The sequence below is a fragment of the Vibrio sp. 2CM40D genome, assembly GCF_023161825.1.
GTDB lineage: Bacteria > Pseudomonadota > Gammaproteobacteria > Enterobacterales > Vibrionaceae > Vibrio > Vibrio alginolyticus.
On the sequence record NZ_JALNTL010000004.1, the window covers coordinates 333,594 to 353,598 of the forward strand.

The 20,005-nt window shown below is 43.8% G+C and carries 18 protein-coding genes; 13 read left to right on the forward strand and 5 right to left on the reverse strand.

Annotated features, from left to right (window positions below):
* Positions 1–32: 32 nt before the first annotated feature.
* The 3 genes from hutG to hutC all read right to left on the reverse strand — a co-directional run bounded on the left by hutG (position 33) and on the right by hutC (position 3,132).
* Positions 33–1,043, reverse strand: coding sequence for a formimidoylglutamase (gene hutG / locus MTF70_RS11080; RefSeq protein ID WP_053350426.1), 1,011 nt, complete (start codon positions 1,041–1,043; stop codon positions 33–35).
* 1 nt (position 1,044) lies between these two features.
* The gene (gene hutI / locus MTF70_RS11085; RefSeq protein WP_205460911.1) at positions 1,045–2,295 is read right to left on the reverse strand and encodes an imidazolonepropionase; all 1,251 of its coding nucleotides are present in this window, start codon (positions 2,293–2,295) and stop codon (positions 1,045–1,047) included.
* Positions 2,296–2,424: 129 nt separating this feature from the next.
* The gene (gene hutC, locus MTF70_RS11090; protein WP_042521962.1) at positions 2,425–3,132 is read right to left on the reverse strand and encodes a histidine utilization repressor; all 708 of its coding nucleotides are present in this window, start codon (positions 3,130–3,132) and stop codon (positions 2,425–2,427) included.
* A 248-nt stretch (positions 3,133–3,380) separates the two neighbouring features.
* On the opposite strand from hutC, the gene MTF70_RS11095 reads away from it, so the two are divergent.
* Entirely contained in the window at positions 3,381–4,124 is a 744-nt protein-coding gene (locus MTF70_RS11095; protein WP_205460912.1) for a sporulation protein, read from the forward strand.
* Between the two features lie 6 nt (positions 4,125–4,130).
* On the opposite strand, the gene MTF70_RS11100 is transcribed toward MTF70_RS11095, so the two are convergent.
* On the reverse strand, positions 4,131–5,108 hold the full coding sequence (locus MTF70_RS11100; RefSeq protein ID WP_053303168.1) for a DUF3187 family protein: 978 nt from the start codon (positions 5,106–5,108) through the stop codon (positions 4,131–4,133).
* 403 nt (positions 5,109–5,511) lie between these two features.
* Between MTF70_RS11100 and thrS the strand changes: the two genes are divergently transcribed.
* From thrS to MTF70_RS11130, 6 genes are all read left to right on the forward strand, one after another.
* A complete protein-coding gene (gene thrS, locus MTF70_RS11105) occupies positions 5,512–7,440 on the forward strand; it encodes a threonine--tRNA ligase (protein WP_005395892.1) in 1,929 nt (642 codons plus the stop codon).
* A gap of 3 nt (positions 7,441–7,443) precedes the next feature.
* On the forward strand, positions 7,444–7,995 hold the full coding sequence (infC, locus tag MTF70_RS11110; RefSeq protein ID WP_080276913.1) for a translation initiation factor IF-3: 552 nt from the start codon (positions 7,444–7,446) through the stop codon (positions 7,993–7,995).
* 121 nt (positions 7,996–8,116) lie between these two features.
* Positions 8,117–8,311: a 50S ribosomal protein L35 gene (gene rpmI, locus MTF70_RS11115; protein ID WP_005377932.1), complete on the forward strand. Its 195-nt coding sequence runs from the start codon at positions 8,117–8,119 to the stop codon at positions 8,309–8,311.
* 40 nt (positions 8,312–8,351) lie between these two features.
* Complete coding sequence (gene rplT, locus MTF70_RS11120; RefSeq protein ID WP_004727974.1) at positions 8,352–8,705, forward strand: 50S ribosomal protein L20; 354 nt, start codon at positions 8,352–8,354, stop codon at positions 8,703–8,705.
* A gap of 189 nt (positions 8,706–8,894) precedes the next feature.
* Positions 8,895–9,212, forward strand: a complete 318-nt coding sequence (locus tag MTF70_RS11125) for a heavy metal-binding domain-containing protein (protein WP_033905144.1) — start codon at positions 8,895–8,897, stop codon at positions 9,210–9,212.
* 366 nt (positions 9,213–9,578) lie between these two features.
* Positions 9,579–10,388 carry a helix-turn-helix domain-containing protein gene (locus MTF70_RS11130; protein WP_005385480.1) on the forward strand — a complete coding sequence of 270 codons (810 nt, stop codon included), beginning with the start codon at positions 9,579–9,581 and terminating at the stop codon, positions 10,386–10,388.
* Here the strand turns inward: MTF70_RS11130 and MTF70_RS11135 are convergent.
* On the reverse strand, positions 10,381–10,566 hold the full coding sequence (locus tag MTF70_RS11135; RefSeq protein WP_054866053.1) for a hypothetical protein: 186 nt from the start codon (positions 10,564–10,566) through the stop codon (positions 10,381–10,383). The genes MTF70_RS11130 and MTF70_RS11135 overlap by 8 nt on opposite strands.
* 270 nt (positions 10,567–10,836) lie before the next feature.
* Between MTF70_RS11135 and MTF70_RS11140 the strand changes: the two genes are divergently transcribed.
* The 6 genes from MTF70_RS11140 to pheT all read left to right on the forward strand — a co-directional run bounded on the left by MTF70_RS11140 (position 10,837) and on the right by pheT (position 19,848).
* Positions 10,837–11,625, forward strand: a complete 789-nt coding sequence (locus MTF70_RS11140) for a TetR/AcrR family transcriptional regulator (RefSeq protein WP_005377913.1) — start codon at positions 10,837–10,839, stop codon at positions 11,623–11,625.
* A gap of 249 nt (positions 11,626–11,874) precedes the next feature.
* A complete protein-coding gene (locus MTF70_RS11145; protein ID WP_205460913.1) occupies positions 11,875–14,253 on the forward strand; it encodes an MMPL family transporter in 2,379 nt (792 codons plus the stop codon).
* A gap of 18 nt (positions 14,254–14,271) precedes the next feature.
* Positions 14,272–15,063, forward strand: a complete 792-nt coding sequence (locus MTF70_RS11150) for an outer membrane lipoprotein-sorting protein (RefSeq protein WP_205460914.1) — start codon at positions 14,272–14,274, stop codon at positions 15,061–15,063.
* 64 nt (positions 15,064–15,127) lie between these two features.
* Positions 15,128–16,249, forward strand: coding sequence for a hypothetical protein (locus MTF70_RS11155; RefSeq protein ID WP_226975283.1), 1,122 nt, complete (start codon positions 15,128–15,130; stop codon positions 16,247–16,249).
* 191 nt (positions 16,250–16,440) lie between these two features.
* The gene (gene pheS, locus MTF70_RS11160; protein WP_005385470.1) at positions 16,441–17,424 is read left to right on the forward strand and encodes a phenylalanine--tRNA ligase subunit alpha; all 984 of its coding nucleotides are present in this window, start codon (positions 16,441–16,443) and stop codon (positions 17,422–17,424) included.
* Positions 17,425–17,442: 18 nt separating this feature from the next.
* Positions 17,443–19,848 carry a phenylalanine--tRNA ligase subunit beta gene (pheT, locus tag MTF70_RS11165; RefSeq protein WP_104979037.1) on the forward strand — a complete coding sequence of 802 codons (2,406 nt, stop codon included), beginning with the start codon at positions 17,443–17,445 and terminating at the stop codon, positions 19,846–19,848.
* Positions 19,849–20,005: the final 157 nt, after the last annotated feature.

The following is a 20,005-nucleotide window of genomic DNA, read 5'->3' on the forward strand; positions in this document are numbered from 1 at the left end:
TGGTCGTAATAATCAGTGGCATCTGGGATGCATTATGGTTTGTGCTGTTTTTCCGCCATTGCGTTGGCGATATCCCAACACAAACGGGCAGCTAATCGTGCTGTTTGACTATCGACGTCATAATTTGGGTTGTATTCGGCGATATCAGCCAGCATTAACTTATTTTTGTAATGAAGAATTCGATCTAAAAAGGGTGCAATAGTGTCGTAACTCACTCCCCGAGCTGCTGGTGCGCTGACTCCAGGTGCGGTTGCGGCAGGAAATACATCCAGATCAATGGTCAAATAGAGGTAGTCACAGTCGTCAATAAAATGCTGAAGCTGAGTTAAGTGATAACTGTGGTTTAGGTAGCAGAGCTGATTGTCCTCTACATACCAAACATTTAACGCATCTGCTTTTTCAAATAGCGCTTTAGTGTTGCTACTGCGGCTTACACCAATACAAGCGTAATGAAAGTCCCAATCGTTGCGTTGGCAAAAATGATGAATTTGGTTGAAGGGGGTGCCAGAGCTTGGTCTTATGTCGGTGAGGTTGCTCTCAAATGCGCGCAAATCGAAATGAGCATCGAAATTAATAATGCCGATTTTAGGCTTCTTCTCTGGATGGTGCGCTTTAAAATATTCCGCTAAGCCGGAAAACGAGGCCCACGCAATCTCATGCCCACCACCTAGCACGATGACTGGCGTATGGGGCAGTGCGCTTGAAATGGTTGCTGCACATAGAGCTTGGCTCTCTTCCAGTAAGTCGTCTTCACACACCACAGTACCTAAGTCATATAGTGGTGCGTCTTGGTGCCATGCTAAATTAGCGAGTGCTCGTCGGATTAAGTCTGGCGCTTTTTTCGCGCCAATGCGTCCTTTGTTTCTCGCAACGCCAGCGTCGGTAGCAAAACCGAGTAATGAGACGCCATGCGCAACGGCACTCAACTCATCTGCTTTTTGGCGTTGAACAACGTGATGAATTCGCTGACCAAGCTTGCCGTCCTCGGCATCATGACGGCCTTGCCAATGAAATAGGGGAGAATGTAGGTCGAATTGAGACATATTATTGGCCTCCGTGTGAAATGTATTCACCATTTACTATACGACCTACCAGACGTTTTGCTCCGACTTGATAGCTTAAATCCGCAGGGCTTTCGACATCCCATATAGAGAAGTCCGCATCAAACCCTACTTTGATTTCGCCACGTGAGTTTTGATAACCCAGAGCTTTGGCTGCATGTTGCGTTACACCACGCAGTGCTTCTTGCGGTGTAAGGCGAAATAGCGTGCACGCCATATTCAGCATGAGTGTGAGATCAGAAAATGGTGATGTACCTGGGTTGACGTCCGTAGCAATTGCCATCGGCACGTTATGCTCTCTCAACAACTCAATCGGTGGTAACTGAGTTTCTCTTAGAAAATAAAAAGCGCCAGGCAATAGAGTGGCGACGGTGTTTGATCGAGCAAGTGCTTTAACACCTTGCTCATCTAAAAACTCGATGTGATCCGCTGACAGACCGTTGTATTGCGCAGTGAGGGCTGTACCACCGAGATTAGAAAGTTGCTCAGTATGCCCTTTAACCTTTAAGCCGTGGCGTTTTGCAGCTACAAACACTTTTTCTGTTTGTTCAAGATTGAAACCAATCGATTCACAAAAAACATCGACACTCGTAGCTAATTCTTCCTTTGCGACAACAGGGATTATGTCCTGACAAATGTGCTCAATATAATCATCTGCACGACCTTGGAACTCTGGCGGAATGGCGTGAGCGGCGAGAAGTGTAGTCGTGATTTTAACTTTGCGCTCTTGTTCAAGCATTTTGGCTGCACGGAGCATTTTTACTTCATCATTCAGTGTCAATCCGTAGCCTGATTTCACTTCGACAGAAGTGACGCCGCTCGCGAGTAGCCCGTCTAAACGTGGCAACGCTAACTCAACTAACTGCGCTTCGGTTGCTGAACGCGTCGCATGCACCGTTGAAAGTATCCCACCGCCTTGTTTGGAAATTTCTTGATATGGCACGCCGCTTAAGCGCATTTCAAATTCGTTGGCACGATTGCCCGCGTAAATAAGATGAGTGTGGCAGTCGATCAAACCTGGCAGAACTAACTTGCCTTGAAGGTCGATACTCTGAGCGTAATGTTGGGCAGACAGCAGAGACTCGGTTTGCGGTTCGTCTTCACCAATTGCACAGGTGCTGATCGCAACGATTTTTCCAGATTGAATGCCAATACGAGCAGGAGACGTTGGCAGATAACCGCGCTCTCCCGACTGCATGGTGACCAGACGTGCGTTTTCAATCAGCAAATCCATGTTTGTGTCCCTGTGTTTATTTGTATCATTAAATGTATATACAAATAAATAGAGCAAAATAAGAACACTGACAAGATTGATGTTGCTAAAATGTGATCAAAACGTAGATCTAGAGAACCAATCTTGCCCTTAAATGAGCACTTTTGAGCTCAGCTTATATTTGTTACCAGGGTGATAAAGTAGGGCGGTACTGACTAACTTATCTTGGCTCCACGTTCTGCGATTCAAGAGAAGGCAAGGCTCATTGGCTTGCATTTTTAAGTCTTGCTTAATACGGCTTTCAGGCACAATTGCCTCTACAGTATGTTCTATCGCGCTGAGTGGGCAATTATCTGACAGGTATTGATTTGGAGTGATTTGTGTGAAGTCTTGATTTAAATAACTCGGGGCATATTGGCTATTCACCCAGCGGAGCTCCAATTGAATCGGCGTTTGGTCTTCATAGTGAATAATTTCACTGTAAAACACTGTCGTGCCTAGCATAACGCCGAGTTTTATCGCAATGTTGTCATCTGCTTTTATGGCAATCTGTTTGAGCACTTTACTGCCATACTTTCGCCCTCTATCGCTGACTTCTTCGGCAATGTTTCGAATGTCTAGCAGGGGAGATTCTGACTTTTCACCAGGATCACACACGAACGTGCCTAAGCGTGGGCGACGTTGTAATCGGCCCTCATTTACTAAATCCCGAATTGCTTTGTTCACTGTCATTCTACTGACACCAAATTGCTCGGTAAGCTCAATCTCGGTGGCGATGCGATGACCAACTACCCACTCTCCAGCATCAATTTTATCCAGGATAAATTGTTTAATTTGAATGTAGAGTGGTGCAGACATAATGATTTCCCTTTATTTGACTATACAAATACTGCTTAATTTAGGTACAAATTGCAAACATTTCTCGACGAATGTACCGCTTAGTGACCGAACAATCCTATTGCAGAGCTGAATGACTCTTGCTGTTGAGCATTATTTGGATTGATGATTGAATTCAAACATTTTCTTGTGGTCTATTGCTTGCACAGCAGAAAACAATTGTGTAAACAAACGATTATTAGAAGAAAAGTCGTTAAAAAAGGAAAAGTATGTTTAAAAAATTGAAAGCATCACTGGGGATCGGCTCTGCAAAAGTAGATACCATTTTGGACGAAATGAGCGTGTTTCAAGGAGCGACGCTGAAAGGGCATGTTCATGTCAAAGGCGGAGACGTCGAACAACAAATTGATGCTATTACGATTAAATTGAACACGGAAATGAAAGTCGAAGTGGATGATAGCGTAAGTTATCAAACCTTCACTATCGATCAATTGAAAGCAGTTGACCCTTTTGTGATTCAACCTAATGAAGAAAAGCAGGTTCCGTTTGAGCTAAAACTGCATGACGAAACACCAATTACTGCGGTTAGCGCACTTAAGAATCAATGTCATGTTTGGGTCGAGACGACGTTAGATATTGATTTTGCAATTGATCCGCGTGACCGTGACTATATTGAAGTGAAACCACTACCAGTAGCATCTCGGGTTATTCAAGCGATCGAGCAAGCTGGCTTCACTATGGTTAAAGCCGATGTTGAAAAAGGCTTTTTGCGCGGTGGCTCGTTTGCCTCTCGCTCTGGTATTTATCAAGAGCTAGAGTTCCGTAACAGCGGCTTTATCTCATCAAAAGAAATTGAGCTCTCTTTTATTCTGGAAGGGCAGGTCATGCATTGTTTGGCAGAGATTGACCGTTCGCTCAGCTTGGCTGGTGACCAATATCGCTCGTTTACGTTGCAGATCAATGCAACCGATGCTCAAGTCGCAGCCGCAGTTGCACCAACGCTAAATCTATAGCTCTCATCACCTTGATGAAAATATGTACCGATATCCTATTGTGAAAGCGATATCGGTACTGTTATCCATGTTTCTTGCGTTCTCTACGGCTAAAAACTCAAGCGCTGAATTTTCCATTAGATATCGATAGCCCAATACCAGTTCATTAGAGGCATCAGCAAACTCTGTGGGTCCTTCTGTTGACCCTTGATACCAATGATATTCCAACATCAGGTGATGGTTATCTTCTAAGGCATAACGGTACCCACCCGCAATGGCAATCGTATTATGTCGATAGGGCAGATCGAGCAAGGCACGGTCATCCGAGCGAAAAGTCATGCCAATCATCGAATAAAATGCATGAGCATCACTTAAGTAGCTGTAGTTTAATTGGAAGCCTTGCTCGAAACTGCTACCTTGAAAAGTGCCGTGAGCCACATCGTTAAAATACAAACTGCCGCCAATCGATAGGCCGTGATGTTCATTTTGGAACACTTGATACTGTAAGTAAGTAGATAGGTTATTGGCCAGTGTTTGTCCTTCGAAATCATCTTCAAGCACATCATATTGCGGCATTGAAATGTAAAAACGATCTCTGTCTACTTTATCCCGCCCATTTTGTCCGATACCGAAAAGTTTATGGAAGCTTTTCGTCAGTCCATCTAAATGGTTGTCAGCGGCAAAGACCCATCGATAGTTGAGCTCCAACTGCCAACGGTTGCTGACTTGCCATTTGCTGCCTAATTCGATTTGATTGTGGTAATAATCCAGTGCGTATTCATCAGTATGAGCCCAAACACTTGCCACGGTTCCTGAACCATAGGCTTCGACAAAACCATAGGGCAGACTATGTCCTGAACGCAGTATGTTGGTGTGACTAACCACTTGCATTGGGGATTGTGCGTAAGAACGCAGCGGGCCATATAAGTCATTTGATGCGAAGGCTTGCAAAGAACATATCGAGGTGCTTAGAAGCACCATAAAGCGCGATTTGAAATAGACCATGATGAATACCTACATACAAACTACTCTATAAAACAACTATATACCTAAATCGCACGTTGAGCTCTCGCCCAGCGTGTTAGGCTTTGTATCGGTTCACACGTAATAGGGGATATTGTAATTTGTTGTGTAAGTTCATTGAGGGGCAATTCCATTCATCAGCTATGCGGTCTCTTAAAAAAGCATGATCAGATTGTCGTGACGGGTCTGCGGTTAAGTTCTTATGACAAAACAAAATCGCGCTTTGCATTCTAAATGTGAGCTAGGTACAATCCCATTTTCGATAACGGTCCGGTATTCGTGTTACCGAGAGGCCTTTATTGACTCTCAACTATTTTCAACAAATAGCTTCTAATTTGAATAACATGTGTTGCTTGGTGTGCAACACCACTGTAAAGGACATAGCATGCCTATTATTACTCTTCCTGACGGCAGTCAGCGTCAATTTGACAACCCAGTTTCTACTATGGAAGTTGCGCAATCGATCGGTCCTGGTCTTGCAAAAGCAACTATCGCTGGTCGTGTAAACGGTAACCGCGTTGATGCGTGTGATCTAATTGAAGAAGACGCAAGCCTTGAAATCATCACAGTTAAAGATGAAGTAGACGGTCTAGAAATCGTTCGTCACTCTTGTGCTCACCTTCTTGGTCACGCTCTTAAGCAGCTTTACCCTCAAGCTAAAATGGCGATCGGTCCAACCATCGACAATGGCTTCTACTACGATATCGACTTAGACGAATCTCTAACGCAAGAAGATCTTGAAAAGATTGAAAAGCGTATGAAAGAGCTAGCGAAAACCAAGTACGAAGTGGTTAAGAAAAAAGTAAGCTGGCAGGAAGCGCGTGATACGTTTGAATCACGTGGCGAACCATACAAAGTTGAAATCCTAGACGAAAACGTATCTCGTGATGATCGTCCAGGCCTTTACCACCATGAAGAATACATCGACATGTGTCGTGGTCCTCACGTTCCTAATATGAGCTTCTGTCAACACTTCACTTTGCTGAATGTTGCAGGTGCTTACTGGCGTGGTAACAGCGACAACAAAATGCTTCAACGTATCTACGGTACGGCTTTCCACGACAAGAAAGCACTGAAAGCGCACCTAACTCGCCTAGAAGAAGCGGCGAAGCGTGATCACCGTAAGATTGGTAAGCAACTAGACCTATTCCACATGCAGCAAGAAGCACCGGGTATGGTGTTCTGGCATCACAATGGTTGGTCTATCTTCCGTGATCTAGAAGTCTTCATCCGCGCTAAGCTAGATGAGTACGGTTACCAAGAAGTGAAAGGTCCACTTATGATGGACCGTGTTCTTTGGGAACGCTCTGGGCACTGGGACAAATACGCTGATGCAATGTTCACAACTTCTTCTGAGAACCGTGAATACGCGATTAAGCCAATGAACTGTCCAGGTCACGTACAGATCTTCAACCAAGGTCTAAAATCGTACCGCGACCTACCGCTACGTATGGCTGAGTTTGGCTCATGTCACCGTAACGAACCATCTGGTGCACTACACGGTATTATGCGTGTACGTGGCTTTACTCAGGATGACGCTCACATTTTCTGTACTGAGAGCCAAATTCAAGAAGAAGTAACAAACTGTATCAAGATGGTGTACGATACGTACCAAACATTTGGTTTCGACAACATCGTAGTGAAACTGTCTACTCGTCCAGAGAAACGTGTAGGTTCAGATGAAATCTGGGATCAATCTGAAGAAGCATTGAAGCAGTCTCTTGAATCGATGGATATCCCATACGAAATTCAAGAAGGCGAGGGTGCGTTCTACGGTCCTAAGATTGAATTCACACTATACGATTGTCTAGACCGTGCGTGGCAGTGTGGTACTGTCCAGCTAGACTTCAACCTACCAGGTCGCTTAGGTGCAACTTATGTAGGTGAAAACAATGAACGTCTTGTACCGGTAATGATTCACCGTGCGATTCTAGGTTCACTAGAGCGCTTCATCGGTATCCTTATCGAAGAATATGCTGGTTTCTTCCCAACTTGGTTGGCGCCAGAACAAGCAGTTCTTATGAACATTACTGATAAACAGTCAGGTTATGTTCAAGAAATAGTACAAAAACTACAAAAAAGTGGAATTAGAGCTAAAGCGGACTTGAGAAATGAGAAGATTGGCTTTAAAATCCGCGAACATACTTTGAAGCGTGTACCGTATATGCTTGTTGTTGGTGACCAAGAAATGGAAGCTGGCGAAATTGCAGTGCGTACTCGTAAAGGTAAAGATCTTGGTAAATTTAAAGTGGATGATTTTATTGCATACATCCAAGACGAGATCTCTAGCCGTAAGCTCAATCTGGAGGAATAAGCTATTAAAGGCGGAAGACGTGGCCAACAGCCGGTAAAACAAAACCCGCACCGTATCAACGGTGAAATTCGTGGTATTCGTGAAGTTCGACTAACAGGCGCTGACGGTGAATCAGTTGGTGTTGTATCGATTCAAGAAGCCATTGCAGCTGCTGAAGAAGCTGGTATGGATCTCGTTGAGATCAGTCCTAACGCCGAGCCACCTGTTTGTCGTGTGATGGACTATGGTAAGTTCCTCTTCGAGAAGAGCAAAACTGCTAAAGAGCAGAAGAAGAAGCAAAAGCAGGTCCAGATCAAGGAAGTAAAATTCCGTCCTGGAACTGATATTGGAGACTATCAGGTAAAACTACGCAACCTGACGCGTTTCCTTGAAGAAGGCAACAAAGTGAAAGTAACAATTCGCTTCCGTGGCCGAGAGATGGCACACCAAGACATTGGTGTTGACGTTCTAAATCGTCTTAAGGAAGATACTGCAGAAATTGCTGTAGTTGAATCTTTCCCTAAGAAGATTGAAGGTCGCCAGATGATCATGGTGCTAGCCCCTAAAAAGAAGTAATTAACGGCTCATCAAGTAATTAAAACCTAGCCGCTTTCCTTTCGATAAAGGCATAACGGTTGGGTTTTGTTCGCCCTAATTACGTTGTTTATTAAACCTACTCAATGCGGAGTTATTCATCATGCCTAAGATGAAAACCAACAAAGGTGCTGCTAAGCGTTTTAAGAAAACTGCTGGTGGTATTAAGTACAAGCACGCTACAAAACGTCACATCCTGACTAAGCGTACTACTAAGAACAAGCGTCAACTACGTCCAAATGCAATCCTTCCAAAATGTGAAGTGGCTGCAGTAATCCGTATGTTGCCATACGCTTAATTCTTTTTAGTTATCAATCGTTTAGTTTAGGAGAAGCATAATGCCTCGCGTAAAACGTGGTGTACAAGCTCGTGCACGTCATAAGAAAGTTCTAAAACAAGCTAAAGGTTACTACGGTGCGCGTTCACGCGTTTACCGCGTAGCTTTCCAAGCAGTTACTAAAGCTGGTCAATACGCTTACCGTGACCGTCGCGCTAAGAAACGTCAATTCCGTCAACTATGGATTGCACGTATCAATGCGGCATCTCGTCAAAATGGTCTATCTTACAGCCGTTTCATCAACGGTCTTAAGAAAGCATCTATCGAGATCGACCGTAAGATCCTTGCGGACATCGCAGTATTCGACAAAGCTGCATTTGCAGTTCTAGTTGAAAAAGCGAAAGCTGCTCTTTAATTAGCAGTTTAGGATTAAGAGAAGGAGAGCATTAGCTCTCCTTTTTTATTGCTAAAATTTATACCCAAATGACTTTTAGCTTGGCTATTTAGAGTATTGTTTATCAGTCTTCTCAATTTATTGGTTAGTATCTTATGTTAGTTATAAGGTAGCTTGGGTATAAATTTTTACGTTTATAAGGGATTAAAAATGATCTACACAACGACCGAAAGCATTCCTGGCCAGCAGATCTCTGAAATCAGAGGGGTTGTAACTGGTAATGTTGTTCAATCAAAGCATATTGGCCGTGACCTCATGGCGGGTATCAAGAGCATTGTTGGCGGCGAAATTCGTGGTTACACGGAAATGATGACCGACGCGCGTGATATTGCTATACAGCGCATGGTGGCGGACGCTGAATCTAAAGGTGCCGATGCAATTGTAGGGATTCGATTTACCACAAGCTCAATCGTAGATGGTTCTTCGGAAATTTTGGCATTTGGTACTGCAGTGAAACTAGCGGACTAGTCTACTTGAATAGCATTGCAAAAATGCTAATAGAGAGCGGTGAATTATTATGCATTTACCGTTCTGTTCCTTTTAGGTTAATTATTCTAGATTTTTGCAGAGCGAATAGATTTATATTCTCAACTTTACGTTACTATTAAAATTAATCACGATAATTTAGAGTGATTGCTTTACTTTTATTTTGCATATTATTTTATATCTATAATGAAATTGAATTCATATTGAATTTTTCATTTGTTGTGTGAATTCTACTTTCAGTATATTAATTCATGTTTTTCTTATAAAAATATGAACTTATACCTTGCCAAGCGGTTCTAAATTGTTACAAATACTATACAGCTGTAACATTGCCAAAAGGAATTGTAGATGAGAGATCTGACTCCCGAATACTTGCTAGCCGCATTACGCCAAGCGATTAAAACAAAAGGGCTAACATATCGAGAGCTATCTGAGAAAATGGGTATGCCACTATCTACCTTTAAGAGACATCTTACAAGCACGAATCTCGCTTTAGATAAGTTGCTGGAATATTGTAGAGCGGTTGATTGCACGTTAGATGAACTACAAAAGCTCGCAAATCAATTGCAAGGTGAAGACGAGGATTACTTTAGTCGTACGCAGGATGAGGTATTCTTTCAATTCCCTCACCTTTACGACTTTTATCGTGAATTGAGAATGCTTCGAGGTAAAGACGGTTATTCTATTTTAAAGAAAAAGTATGACTTGTCTGAGCAGAGCATGTCTGATTACTTAAAAGCATTAGAGTTGTTGGATCTCGTTTACGTTGATGAAGATAAAAATATAACGCTGCACGGGCCTTTATATTATAGCTATGCAGAGAACTCCAAGCTCAACGACAAATATACAGAAATCATAAAAGAGCAGACGACTACCCACGATAAGTGTGTTCGCGTTGCTTTGGCGCGTATGAAAATTACCGAAGAACAGCTTTTGTTACTGGAAGATCAAGTCGCAAAGACCGTCATCGATTTTCATTCCAAAAATGTTGTAGCAGAGAACTTTAATGTCTCTGATTTTACTAATATTGTTCTACTTGCTGGGCCACATCAGCCAGTCACATTCTCTGACGGCATTATTGAGACAGAGGGGCGATTTATTGATGATATTCGTTATGCCATCGCAGCTGCAGGTGATAAGCCAAGCCTATCTATATAGATTTTGAGCCTTTTTTGAAGAGAGTTTCTGAAAGGGAGTTGCAAAAGAAAAAGCCTAAGACAGCAAATACTTTGTAAGTAGGGCATTCAGCGGTGTTTGCTCTTAATTCAGACTTAAAGTGTTTTGGGCTTATTTCGAATAATACCTGTTCAGCATCTACTTTCGTTATTTTTAACATGCTGATTTCCTTCGTTGTTCCTCCCAAAGCCTCTCTCGCTTCCTCTACAAAGAAACCATTCTCGTTGAACCAAGCATCCTGTAGCTACTTGGGTATGCATAATTGGTAGCTATTTATCTTCTAATTATAAATTCATACTTGAAATGTTTGTTTTTTGATCTATTATGACGAAGTGTCATTTATGACGGTTCGTCAACTTTAGTTGCGTTCCTGTATTAAAGAATCGTGTTACAATTATTGGGAGTGTGTTGGTATACGGATCAAAGGATTATGTTTAACTTTCGCTGTAAAAAATATAGCAAGCAAGACGGATGTCGTGTGTCTTCAGGGCTAACAAAAAAGCAACAGGCGATTGCTGATCGTGAGATAGAGCTTATTCAATTGGCTAAGTCTTTAGTTCAAGAGCAAGGCTTTGCCAACTTAACGATGGACAAGCTTACAGCGTCAAGCCCTTATTCTAAAGGGACGATCTACAATCATTTTTGCAGCAAAGAAGATGTGATTCTTGCGCTTTGTATTCATTCGCTGAAAAGCGAAGCAATATTTTTCGAACGTACCGCCAAATTTAATGGCAATACCAGAGAAAAAATCATTGCGATGCATGTAGGTTATCGTATTTACGCTCGTATGGAGCCAGTACTATCAACCTGTGCGATTGTTGCAAAGACGCCTTGGGTTCTAGAGAAGGCTTCGCCTAAACGTGTGAATGAACTGAATAACTTGGAAGAACAAGTAATAGATGGTGCTGATGCGCTAGTGAACAATGCGGTAGAATGTGGTGATCTTAAGTTTTCTCCCGCAATTGGTTCAGATGCTATTGTATTCGCCAACTGGTCTATTGCCTTCGGTTCAAACGCTTTGGCGCAAAATGCATCGAACAGTCGATGTATTCAGCGAATTCAAGACCCATTCTCAGTACTGCACAACGCGAATATGTTACTTGATGGTTTAGGTTGGTCGCCTTTATCTACAGAATGGGACTACCGTAAAACCTGGCGTCGAGTGGAGCAGGAGTTATTTAGTGAAGAGCTTGCTTATTTAGAGTCAGTGAATCGCTAATAAACTGGAAAGGCCAATCTGACGTTATGGTTGGCTTTTTTATCGCACTATTGTGACGAATCGTCATTAAATCTCGAAGGTTGGCGTTCAGCCAATGATCACGAGAAGCATAGGAAGTTACTAAAAACTAACTTATGTAGCCAAATTCATTCGATCTAAAGTTTGCATGTCGAGTTTGTCTGGTTATTTACAGCATTTGCTGTTTTTTTAGTTTTTAAATTTGACGAAACGTCACAAAAGGAGAGTGTGATGCCACATCACAACGTTCAACAATACGCCCGTTCAGGGTGGGGTAAGCTACCAACGAATTACAGTGTATTGGTGATGCTTGCTACCGTTTTATTGATTGTCATAGCAACCATTGGAGGAAAAAATCTTTACTTTAGAGGAGATTACGACATCTTCTTTGATGGAACAAATGAGCAGTTACTTGCGTTTGATGAAATTCAAACCACCTTTGCAAAATCTGACAGTCTTGCTTTGGTTATAGCGCCAAAGAGCGGCACTGTTTTTACTCCTAGCACATTATCTCTTATTCAGCAGATCACTGACGAGGCGTGGCAAGTTCCATACTCGACCCGCGTTGATTCCCTCGCCAACTACCAGCATACCGAAGCGTTTGAAGATGATCTTCTTGTCGAAGATTTACTGTATAGCGAATATGAATTGACACCTCAACGAGTAGAGAAAGTCAAAAGTATTGCGTTGAGTGAGCCGGTTTTGAAAAGTTCACTGATTTCTGAAAAAGGAGATGTCACGGTCGTAAACATTACGGTCCAACTCCCTGAAATAGATAAAACTGCTGAAGTACAAGAGGTGGTTGCTTACATAAACGGAATGATTGAGCGTTATCAGCAAGTGTACCCAGACACGGAATTCCATAAGGCTGGTATTATTGCAATGAACTACGCGTTTATGACCGCAGCCCAAGATGATAGCGCAACATTAGTGCCTACTATGTTACTAGTGATATTGGTGTTTCTGACCATCATGTTGCGCTCATTGCTTAGCGTCATCGCGACACTCATCGTTATTATCGGCTCGGTTATGGTTACAATGGGCTTGTCAGGATGGGCTGGTATGTTCTTAAGCACGGCGACCGTTAATGTGCCTACCTTGGTGATGACGCTTGCCGTCGCAGACTGTGTACACATCATCGCGACAATGCGTCAGTCTATGCAAAACGGCTTTAGTAAAGCCCACTCTATTGAGCGAAGTATTGCGCTCAATTTCATGCCTATCTTGATTACCTCCATTACCACCGCGATCGGCTTTTTAATGATGAATATGTCGGATTCTCCAATCCTGCGAGATTTCGGCAACCTATCAGCCCTTGGCGTCATGGTTGCTTGTTTCCTTTCCATCACGTTACTTCCCGCCTTGCTTAATATCCTTCCGGTTACGGTGAAGTCGGATACTTCTGATGAAAGAAAGCACTTTATGGATCATTTAGGAGATTTCGTGGTGTCAAAGCGACATGCGTTATTGCCGTTGTCGGTGCTTGTTATTGTCGCGAGTGCGAGCTTGATTCCGCTGAACAAAGTCAATGATGAATCCGTCGAGTACTTTGGCCATAGCAATGAATTTCGCCGAGCGGCTGATTTTATGGAAGAGCGAATCAGTGGCATGGCGAACATCAGTATCGCGATAAAAACCAACGAATCGCAGGGCATTGCCGATCCTAATTTTCTCAATTCCGTGGGTAAATTTACTGACTGGCTAAGGTTGCAGCCAGAAACGGACCATGTTGCGACCTTGAGCGATGTTTATAAGCGCCTAAACAAGAACATGCATGGAGATGATCAGGCTTATTACTCGCTCCCTCAAGACAGAGAATTAGCGGCTCAATATCTGCTGCTTTATGAAATGTCACTACCGTATGGTTTAGATTTGAACAACCAAATCAATGTAGATAAGTCGTCGATCAAGATGGTTCTCACCGTGGAGAACTTGGGCAGCGTCGAGCTTGTTGATTTGGAAAATCGCATTTACCAATGGTTTAACGAAAACGCGCCTCAATATGATGTTGTTGCGTCTAGTCCTTCACTGATGTTTGCGCATATTGGTGAAACGAATATGGCCAGCATGCTGTCAACCTTGCCCATTACTCTTGTCTTAATCTCTGCATTACTGATCTTTGCCTTGCGTTCGTTCAAGCTTGGCTTAATTAGTCTTGTCCCGAATATTGCTCCTGCGCTTATTGGTTTTGGTATTTGGGCGCTGGTTTCTGGCGAGATTAACTTGGGATTGTCTGTCGTTGTGACATTAACGCTTGGTGTTGTTGTCGATGACGCCGTTCACTTTCTTTCTAAATATCAACACGCTCGTAAAGATGGCCACAGTGCGGAGCAAGCGGTTCGCTACGCCTTTCGTACCGTGGGGCGCGCACTCTGGATTACGACGGTCGTGCTTGTTGCTGGTTTCTCTGTTCTGGCGATGTCGAGCTTCCGTTTAAATGCCGATATGGGACAGCTGAGTGCCATTGTCATCTTTATTGCCCTTGTTGTGGATTTCATCTTCCTACCGACTCTACTGATGTTGTTTGACAAAGGCGTTTACGACGAGGTGGAGCGCCGAAATAAGCTTAAATCAACTGACTCTCAAACCAAGACTGTTACTCAGTCATAACGAATTAAAGGATCGAACATGAATTTAGTAAAAAATGCCTTAAAAGTATCAGTACTTTCTGTCTCGCTTATTATGAGTCATGCGGTGTTGTCGGATGAAGCCAAAGGACTAGAAATTGCCCAAGAGCGCAAAGCCCGTGATGAAGGGTGGGGGGATTCTGTTGCTACGATGCAAATGATTCTGCGAAACGCGCAAGGAGAAAGCAGCACACGTTTAATGCGCTTACAATCACTCGAAGTTGATGGCGATGGTGACAAAGGGCTCACGATATTTGATGAACCGAGAGATGTAAAAGGCACGGCGTTTCTTAACCATTCTCATACGGTGGGTGCCGATGACCAATGGCTTTACCTTCCTGCACTGAAACGTGTGAAACGTATTTCCTCGCGTAACAAATCAGGTCCTTTTATGGGCAGTGAATTCGCGTATGAGGATCTCAGTTCCTTTGAGATTGAAAAATACCGTTTCAACTACCTAAAAGATGACAGCATAAACGGGCAAGATGTTTTCGTCGTAGAGCAAATTCCGACCGATAAGAACTCAGGTTATACCAAGCAAACGGTATGGTTAGATAAAGCGCATTATCGTCCACTTAAAGTTGAGTTTTACGACCGCAAAGGCTCTTTGTTAAAAACGCTTTCTTTTTCCGATTACAAGCAATATCTCAACCAATATTGGCGAGCGCACACTATGGCGATGACAAACCATCAAACAGGAAAAAGTACTGAGCTAACGACTAGCGAAATGCGTTTTAACACTGGATTACAAGACAATGACTTTCATAAGAATGTGTTGAAGCGAGTGAGATAGTGGAGGAAAAATGAAGCGATTAAATGCTGGGTTGTTGCTTAGTGCAGCAGCCTTTTTTTACTCGATGCCTCTGACTGCCGTCGAGCTTGCAGGACAAGTCAATATTGAGCATCGTCAGTTTTTTAAAACGGGCTCTCAGGGTCAGAGCAAAGCGCAAACGTCATTGGTTTTGCAGCCAGAATTTTACTGGGAGATGCAAAATGGTGATGCAAACTTTACTTTCACACCTTTCTATCGTCTGGATGGTCTAGACGATGAGCGAAGTCATGGTGACATACGAGAGGCACTTTATCTGACTTATTGGGATGATTATGAGCTTCGAGTTGGGATTAGTAAGGTCTTTTGGGGAGTGACTGAATCAGCCCATTTAGTTGATGCAGTAAACCAAACAGATGCCATTGAAGCCGTCGATGGTGAAGATAAACTCGGTCAGCCGATGTTACATTTTACCTCTTTCAAAGACTGGGGCACCGTCCACGCAATGTTGTTACCTTACTTTAGGGAACGAACGTTTGCGGGTACAGATGGCCGCTTGCGAATCGAACCCGTTGTCTCTGATGATGCTATCTATGAATCAAGCAGAGAAGAGAAGCACGTAGATGTGGCTTTTCGATATTCGAAAATGCTTGGCGATTGGGACTTAGGCCTAAGCTATTTATATGGAACAAACCGGGATCCTTACTTTCGTTTTGAGTACGGAGAATTAAAGCCTTACTACGCTCTGATGAGTCATGTCGGTCTGGATGTGCAAGGAATTGTTGGCGATTGGTTATGGAAACTGGAAAGTATTTATCGAGATAGCGCTGATAATCATGTCGGTCTTGTGACGGGTTTTGAGTATACCTTCGTCGGTGCATTTGACACGGTTTGGGATGTGGGGGTCATTGGTGAGTACCTCTATGACAGTCGTGGGAACAACGCACAAACTATCGGTCAAAATGATGTGTTTGCAGGTATTCGTTGGGCGCTCAATGATGAGGACGGAACGGAAGTATTGACGGGAATCACGAAGGATTTAGATAACGCTAATGTTTACAATGCTAAGTTAGAAGCATCGAGCCGAATATCGAATCACGTTAAGTGGCAAATTGATGCTTGGTTGTTTAAAAATGAAACACCAAATGATTTGCTCTACTTCGCTAGAGATGACGATTTTATCGAGCTATCTATTCAATACTATTTCTAAAACAAAAGGGCACAACTAAACGGCAGATTAACTAAAGATGACATTTTTGACGTTTTTGTGCTCTTTTTATTCAATAACCTCTTCTTTTCGTAATTCAATTTGGCATTGGTGCCCGGTTTGGCTACTATGTACAGCTATCAAAAAACCAATCACTCCCTTATGGACACTACCTACAGGTAGATGAGGAAACGATGCAACATCTAGAAGAGATCATTGCTAGCGCGAGCACTGCAATTGAAGCTGCCGAATCGCTAGTCGCACTTGATGAAGTGCGTGTTCAGTATCTGGGTAAAAAAGGTGAGCTAACTGCTCAACTTCAAAGCCTAGGCAAACTACCACCAGAAGAACGCCGTGAAGCTGGTCAAGAGATCAACAAAGCGAAAGGCGTAGTTCAGCAAGCTATCGCAGCTCGTAAAGATGCACTACAACGTGCTGAGCTTGAAGCGAAACTAGCAGCAGAAACAATCGACGTAACACTACCAGGTCGTCGTATTGAAAACGGTGGTTTACACCCAGTAACTCGTACTGTAGAGCGTATTGAGAAGTTCTTTGGCGAACTTGGTTTTAACACCGAGGCAGGCCCAGAGATCGAAGATGCATTCCACAACTTCGATGCGCTAAACATCGCAGCTGATCACCCAGCGCGTACTGACCACGATACTTTCTTCTTCAACCCAGACTTGATGCTTCGTACTCATACGTCAGGCGTACAGATCCGTACGATGGAAAATGGTAAACCACCATTCCGTTTCATCGCACCAGGCCGTGTATACCGTAACGACTACGACCAAACGCACACGCCAATGTTCCACCAAGTGGAAGGCATGCTGGTTGATGAGAACGTAAACTTTGCTCAGCTGAAAGGCATCCTGCACGATTTCCTATGTAACTTCTTCGAAGAAGAAGTAGAAGTACGTTTCCGTCCATCTTACTTCCCATTCACTGAGCCTTCAGCTGAAGTAGACGTGAAAGGCAAAAACGGTAAATGGTTAGAAGTACTAGGCTGCGGTATGGTTCACCCGAACGTGCTACGTAGCGTAGGTATCGATCCTGAAAAATACTCTGGTTTCGCATTCGGTATGGGTGTTGAGCGTCTAACAATGCTTCGTTACGGCGTGAACGACCTACGTGCGTTCTTCGAGAACGATCTTCGTTTCCTAAAACAGTTCAAGTAATCCAGAGGGTTCATCAACATGAAATTCAGCGAATCATGGCTTCGTGAGTGGGTAAACCCTGCGGTTACTACTGACGAGCTAACTCACCAAATTACAATGGCCGGCCTAGAGGTAGACGACGTTCTTCCTGTTGCTGGTTCTTTTACTGGCGTTAAAGTCGGTCACGTTGTTGAATGTGGTCAACACCCAGATGCAGACAAACTGCGCGTAACTAAAGTTGACGTGGGTGAAGAAGAGCTTCTAGACATTGTTTGTGGCGCACCTAACTGTCGCCAAGGTCTGAAAGTAGCAGTAGCAACAGTTGGTGCTGTTCTTCCAGGCGATTTCAAAATCAAAAAAGCGAAACTACGCGGCCAGCCTTCTCACGGCATGCTTTGTTCATTCACCGAACTAGGTATCGACGTTGAGTCAGAAGGCATCATGGAACTAGCAGAAGACGCAGTAGTCGGTACCGATTTCCGTGAATTCCTAGGTCTAGACGACGTAACAGTAGACGTAGACCTAACGGCAAACCGCGCTGACTGTTTCAGCATTCGTGGTCTAGCTCGTGAAGTTGGCGTACTAAACCGTGCTGACGTGACAGAGCCATCAGTAGAAGCAGTTGCCCCTTCAATCGACGATAAAGTGTCTATCGAAGTGAAAGCGCCTGCTGCGTGTCCTCGTTACCTAGGTCGTGTTATTAAGAACGTAAACGTTCAAGCTGAAACACCACTATGGATGCAAGAGAAACTGCGTCGTTGTGGTATTCGCTCTATCGACCCTGTAGTAGACATCACTAACTACGTTCTTCTAGAGCAAGGCCAACCAATGCACGCATTCGATCTAGCGAAGATCGAAGGTGGCATCGTAGTTCGTATGGCTGAGCAAGGTGAGAAGCTAACGCTTCTTGACGGCAACGAAGCAGAACTAAACGCAGATACACTAGTAGTTGCTGACCATAACAAAGCACTTGCAATCGCAGGTATCTTTGGTGGTGAAGAGTCTGGTGTAACAACTGAGACTAAAGACGTTCTACTAGAGTGTGCATTCTTTGCACCTGACCACATCCGTGGCCGCGCACGTAGCTACGGTCTTCACACTGATTCTTCAATGCGTTTCGAGCGTGGTGTGGATTACGCACTACAAGTGAGCGCAATGGAGCGTGCAACACAGCTTCTTGTTGAAATTTGTGGTGGTGAAGTAGCACCTGTTGTAGCTGTAGAATCTGAAGCAGACCTACCTAAGCCAAACAAAGTTGCACTACGTCGCACGAAACTAGACAACCTACTAGGTCACCACATCGCTGATGCTGATGTAGTAGAAATCCTAGAGCGCCTAGGTTTGACTGTTGAAGCTTCAGAAGAAGGTTGGGTGGCAGTAGCGCCAACATGGCGTTTCGATATCGCTATCGAGCAAGATCTGATTGAAGAAGTTGGCCGTATCTACGGTTACGACAACATTCCTAACCAAAACCCAGCAGCAGCACTTAAGATGCACAACCACGTTGAAGCGGATCTTCCACTGAAACGCGTTCGTGATCTTCTTGTTGACCGTGGTTACCACGAAGCAATCACATACAGCTTCGTTGAGCCTGAGCAGCAAAAGCTAGTTGTACCTGGTGTTGAGCCTCTAGTACTTCCAAACCCAATTTCTGCAGACATGTCAGCAATGCGTCTTGGTCTTATCCAAGGTCTGCTGAACACGGTTGTTCACAACCAGAAGCGTCAACAGCCACGCGTTCGTCTATTCGAATACGGCCTACGTTTCATCCCATGTGAATCTGCAGAAAACGGCATGCGCCAAGAGCCTATGCTAGCGGGTGTTATCGCTGGTACTCGCGGTGAAGAACATTGGGATATCGAAACTAACACGGTTGATTTCTTCGACCTTAAAGGCGATCTAGAAGCGATTCTAGAGCTATCTGCGAACGAAAAAGCGTACTCTTTCGCTGCACTGTCACCTGAAAGCAAAAAAGCTAACCCAGCACTTCACCCAGGTCAATCTGCGGCAATCATCGTAGATGGCAAAGAAGTGGGCGTGATCGGTACCGTTCACCCTGAGCTTGAGCGTAAGTTCGGTCTAAATGGTCGTACTATCGTATTCGAAATCGAATGGTCTGCAATTAACAGCAAAGTGATCCCAGAAGCGGTAGCACTTTCTAAATTCCCTTCAAACCGTCGTGATATCGCGGTAGTAGTGGATGAAGCTGTTGCATCTGGTGACATTGTTAACGCTTGTCTAGAGCAAGGTGGCGAGTTCCTTAAAGATGCAAAACTGTTCGACGTTTACGTAGGTAAAGGCGTTGAAGAAGGTAAGAAGAGCCTAGCAATCGCTCTGACTCTACAGTCACTTGAGCGTACGCTTGAAGATGCAGATATCGCTGGTGCGGTTGACGCTATCGTTGCTCACGTTTCTGAGAAGTTTGGTGCGTCTCTGCGTGACTAATCTCGCGTAACGTATCTTCTTAAGAAATGAAAACCCTGCCAGTTTGGCAGGGTTTTTTATTTTTAGGATTACCTTATCGTTGTTCAAGTTCCTTACTGCTCGCACCATCCCTCATTACTTTAAAATACTAGACCAAACTAGGGATGGCCCTTACCCG

Bases quoted from the DNA above. Each gene is read 5' to 3' on its own strand.
- MTF70_RS11145 (WP_205460913.1), top strand. From the start codon at position 11,875: ATGCCACATCACAACGTTCAACAATACGCCCGTTCAGGGTGGGGTAAG.
- MTF70_RS11140 (WP_005377913.1), top strand. From the start codon at position 10,837: ATGTTTAACTTTCGCTGTAAAAAATATAGCAAGCAAGACGGATGTCGT.
- MTF70_RS11130 (WP_005385480.1), top strand. From the start codon at position 9,579: ATGAGAGATCTGACTCCCGAATACTTGCTAGCCGCATTACGCCAAGCG.
- MTF70_RS11155 (WP_226975283.1), top strand. From the start codon at position 15,128: ATGCCTCTGACTGCCGTCGAGCTTGCAGGACAAGTCAATATTGAGCAT.
- pheS (WP_005385470.1), top strand. From the start codon at position 16,441: ATGCAACATCTAGAAGAGATCATTGCTAGCGCGAGCACTGCAATTGAA.
- MTF70_RS11150 (WP_205460914.1), top strand. From the start codon at position 14,272: ATGAATTTAGTAAAAAATGCCTTAAAAGTATCAGTACTTTCTGTCTCG.
- MTF70_RS11125 (WP_033905144.1), top strand. From the start codon at position 8,895: ATGATCTACACAACGACCGAAAGCATTCCTGGCCAGCAGATCTCTGAA.
- rplT (WP_004727974.1), top strand. From the start codon at position 8,352: ATGCCTCGCGTAAAACGTGGTGTACAAGCTCGTGCACGTCATAAGAAA.
- hutC (WP_042521962.1), bottom strand. From the start codon at position 3,132: ATGTCTGCACCACTCTACATTCAAATTAAACAATTTATCCTGGATAAA.
- MTF70_RS11100 (WP_053303168.1), bottom strand. From the start codon at position 5,108: ATGGTCTATTTCAAATCGCGCTTTATGGTGCTTCTAAGCACCTCGATA.
- pheT (WP_104979037.1), top strand. From the start codon at position 17,443: ATGAAATTCAGCGAATCATGGCTTCGTGAGTGGGTAAACCCTGCGGTT.
- hutI (WP_205460911.1), bottom strand. From the start codon at position 2,295: ATGGATTTGCTGATTGAAAACGCACGTCTGGTCACCATGCAGTCGGGA.
- MTF70_RS11095 (WP_205460912.1), top strand. From the start codon at position 3,381: ATGTTTAAAAAATTGAAAGCATCACTGGGGATCGGCTCTGCAAAAGTA.
- MTF70_RS11135 (WP_054866053.1), bottom strand. From the start codon at position 10,566: ATGTTAAAAATAACGAAAGTAGATGCTGAACAGGTATTATTCGAAATA.
- rpmI (WP_005377932.1), top strand. From the start codon at position 8,117: ATGCCTAAGATGAAAACCAACAAAGGTGCTGCTAAGCGTTTTAAGAAA.
- thrS (WP_005395892.1), top strand. From the start codon at position 5,512: ATGCCTATTATTACTCTTCCTGACGGCAGTCAGCGTCAATTTGACAAC.
- hutG (WP_053350426.1), bottom strand. From the start codon at position 1,043: ATGTCTCAATTCGACCTACATTCTCCCCTATTTCATTGGCAAGGCCGT.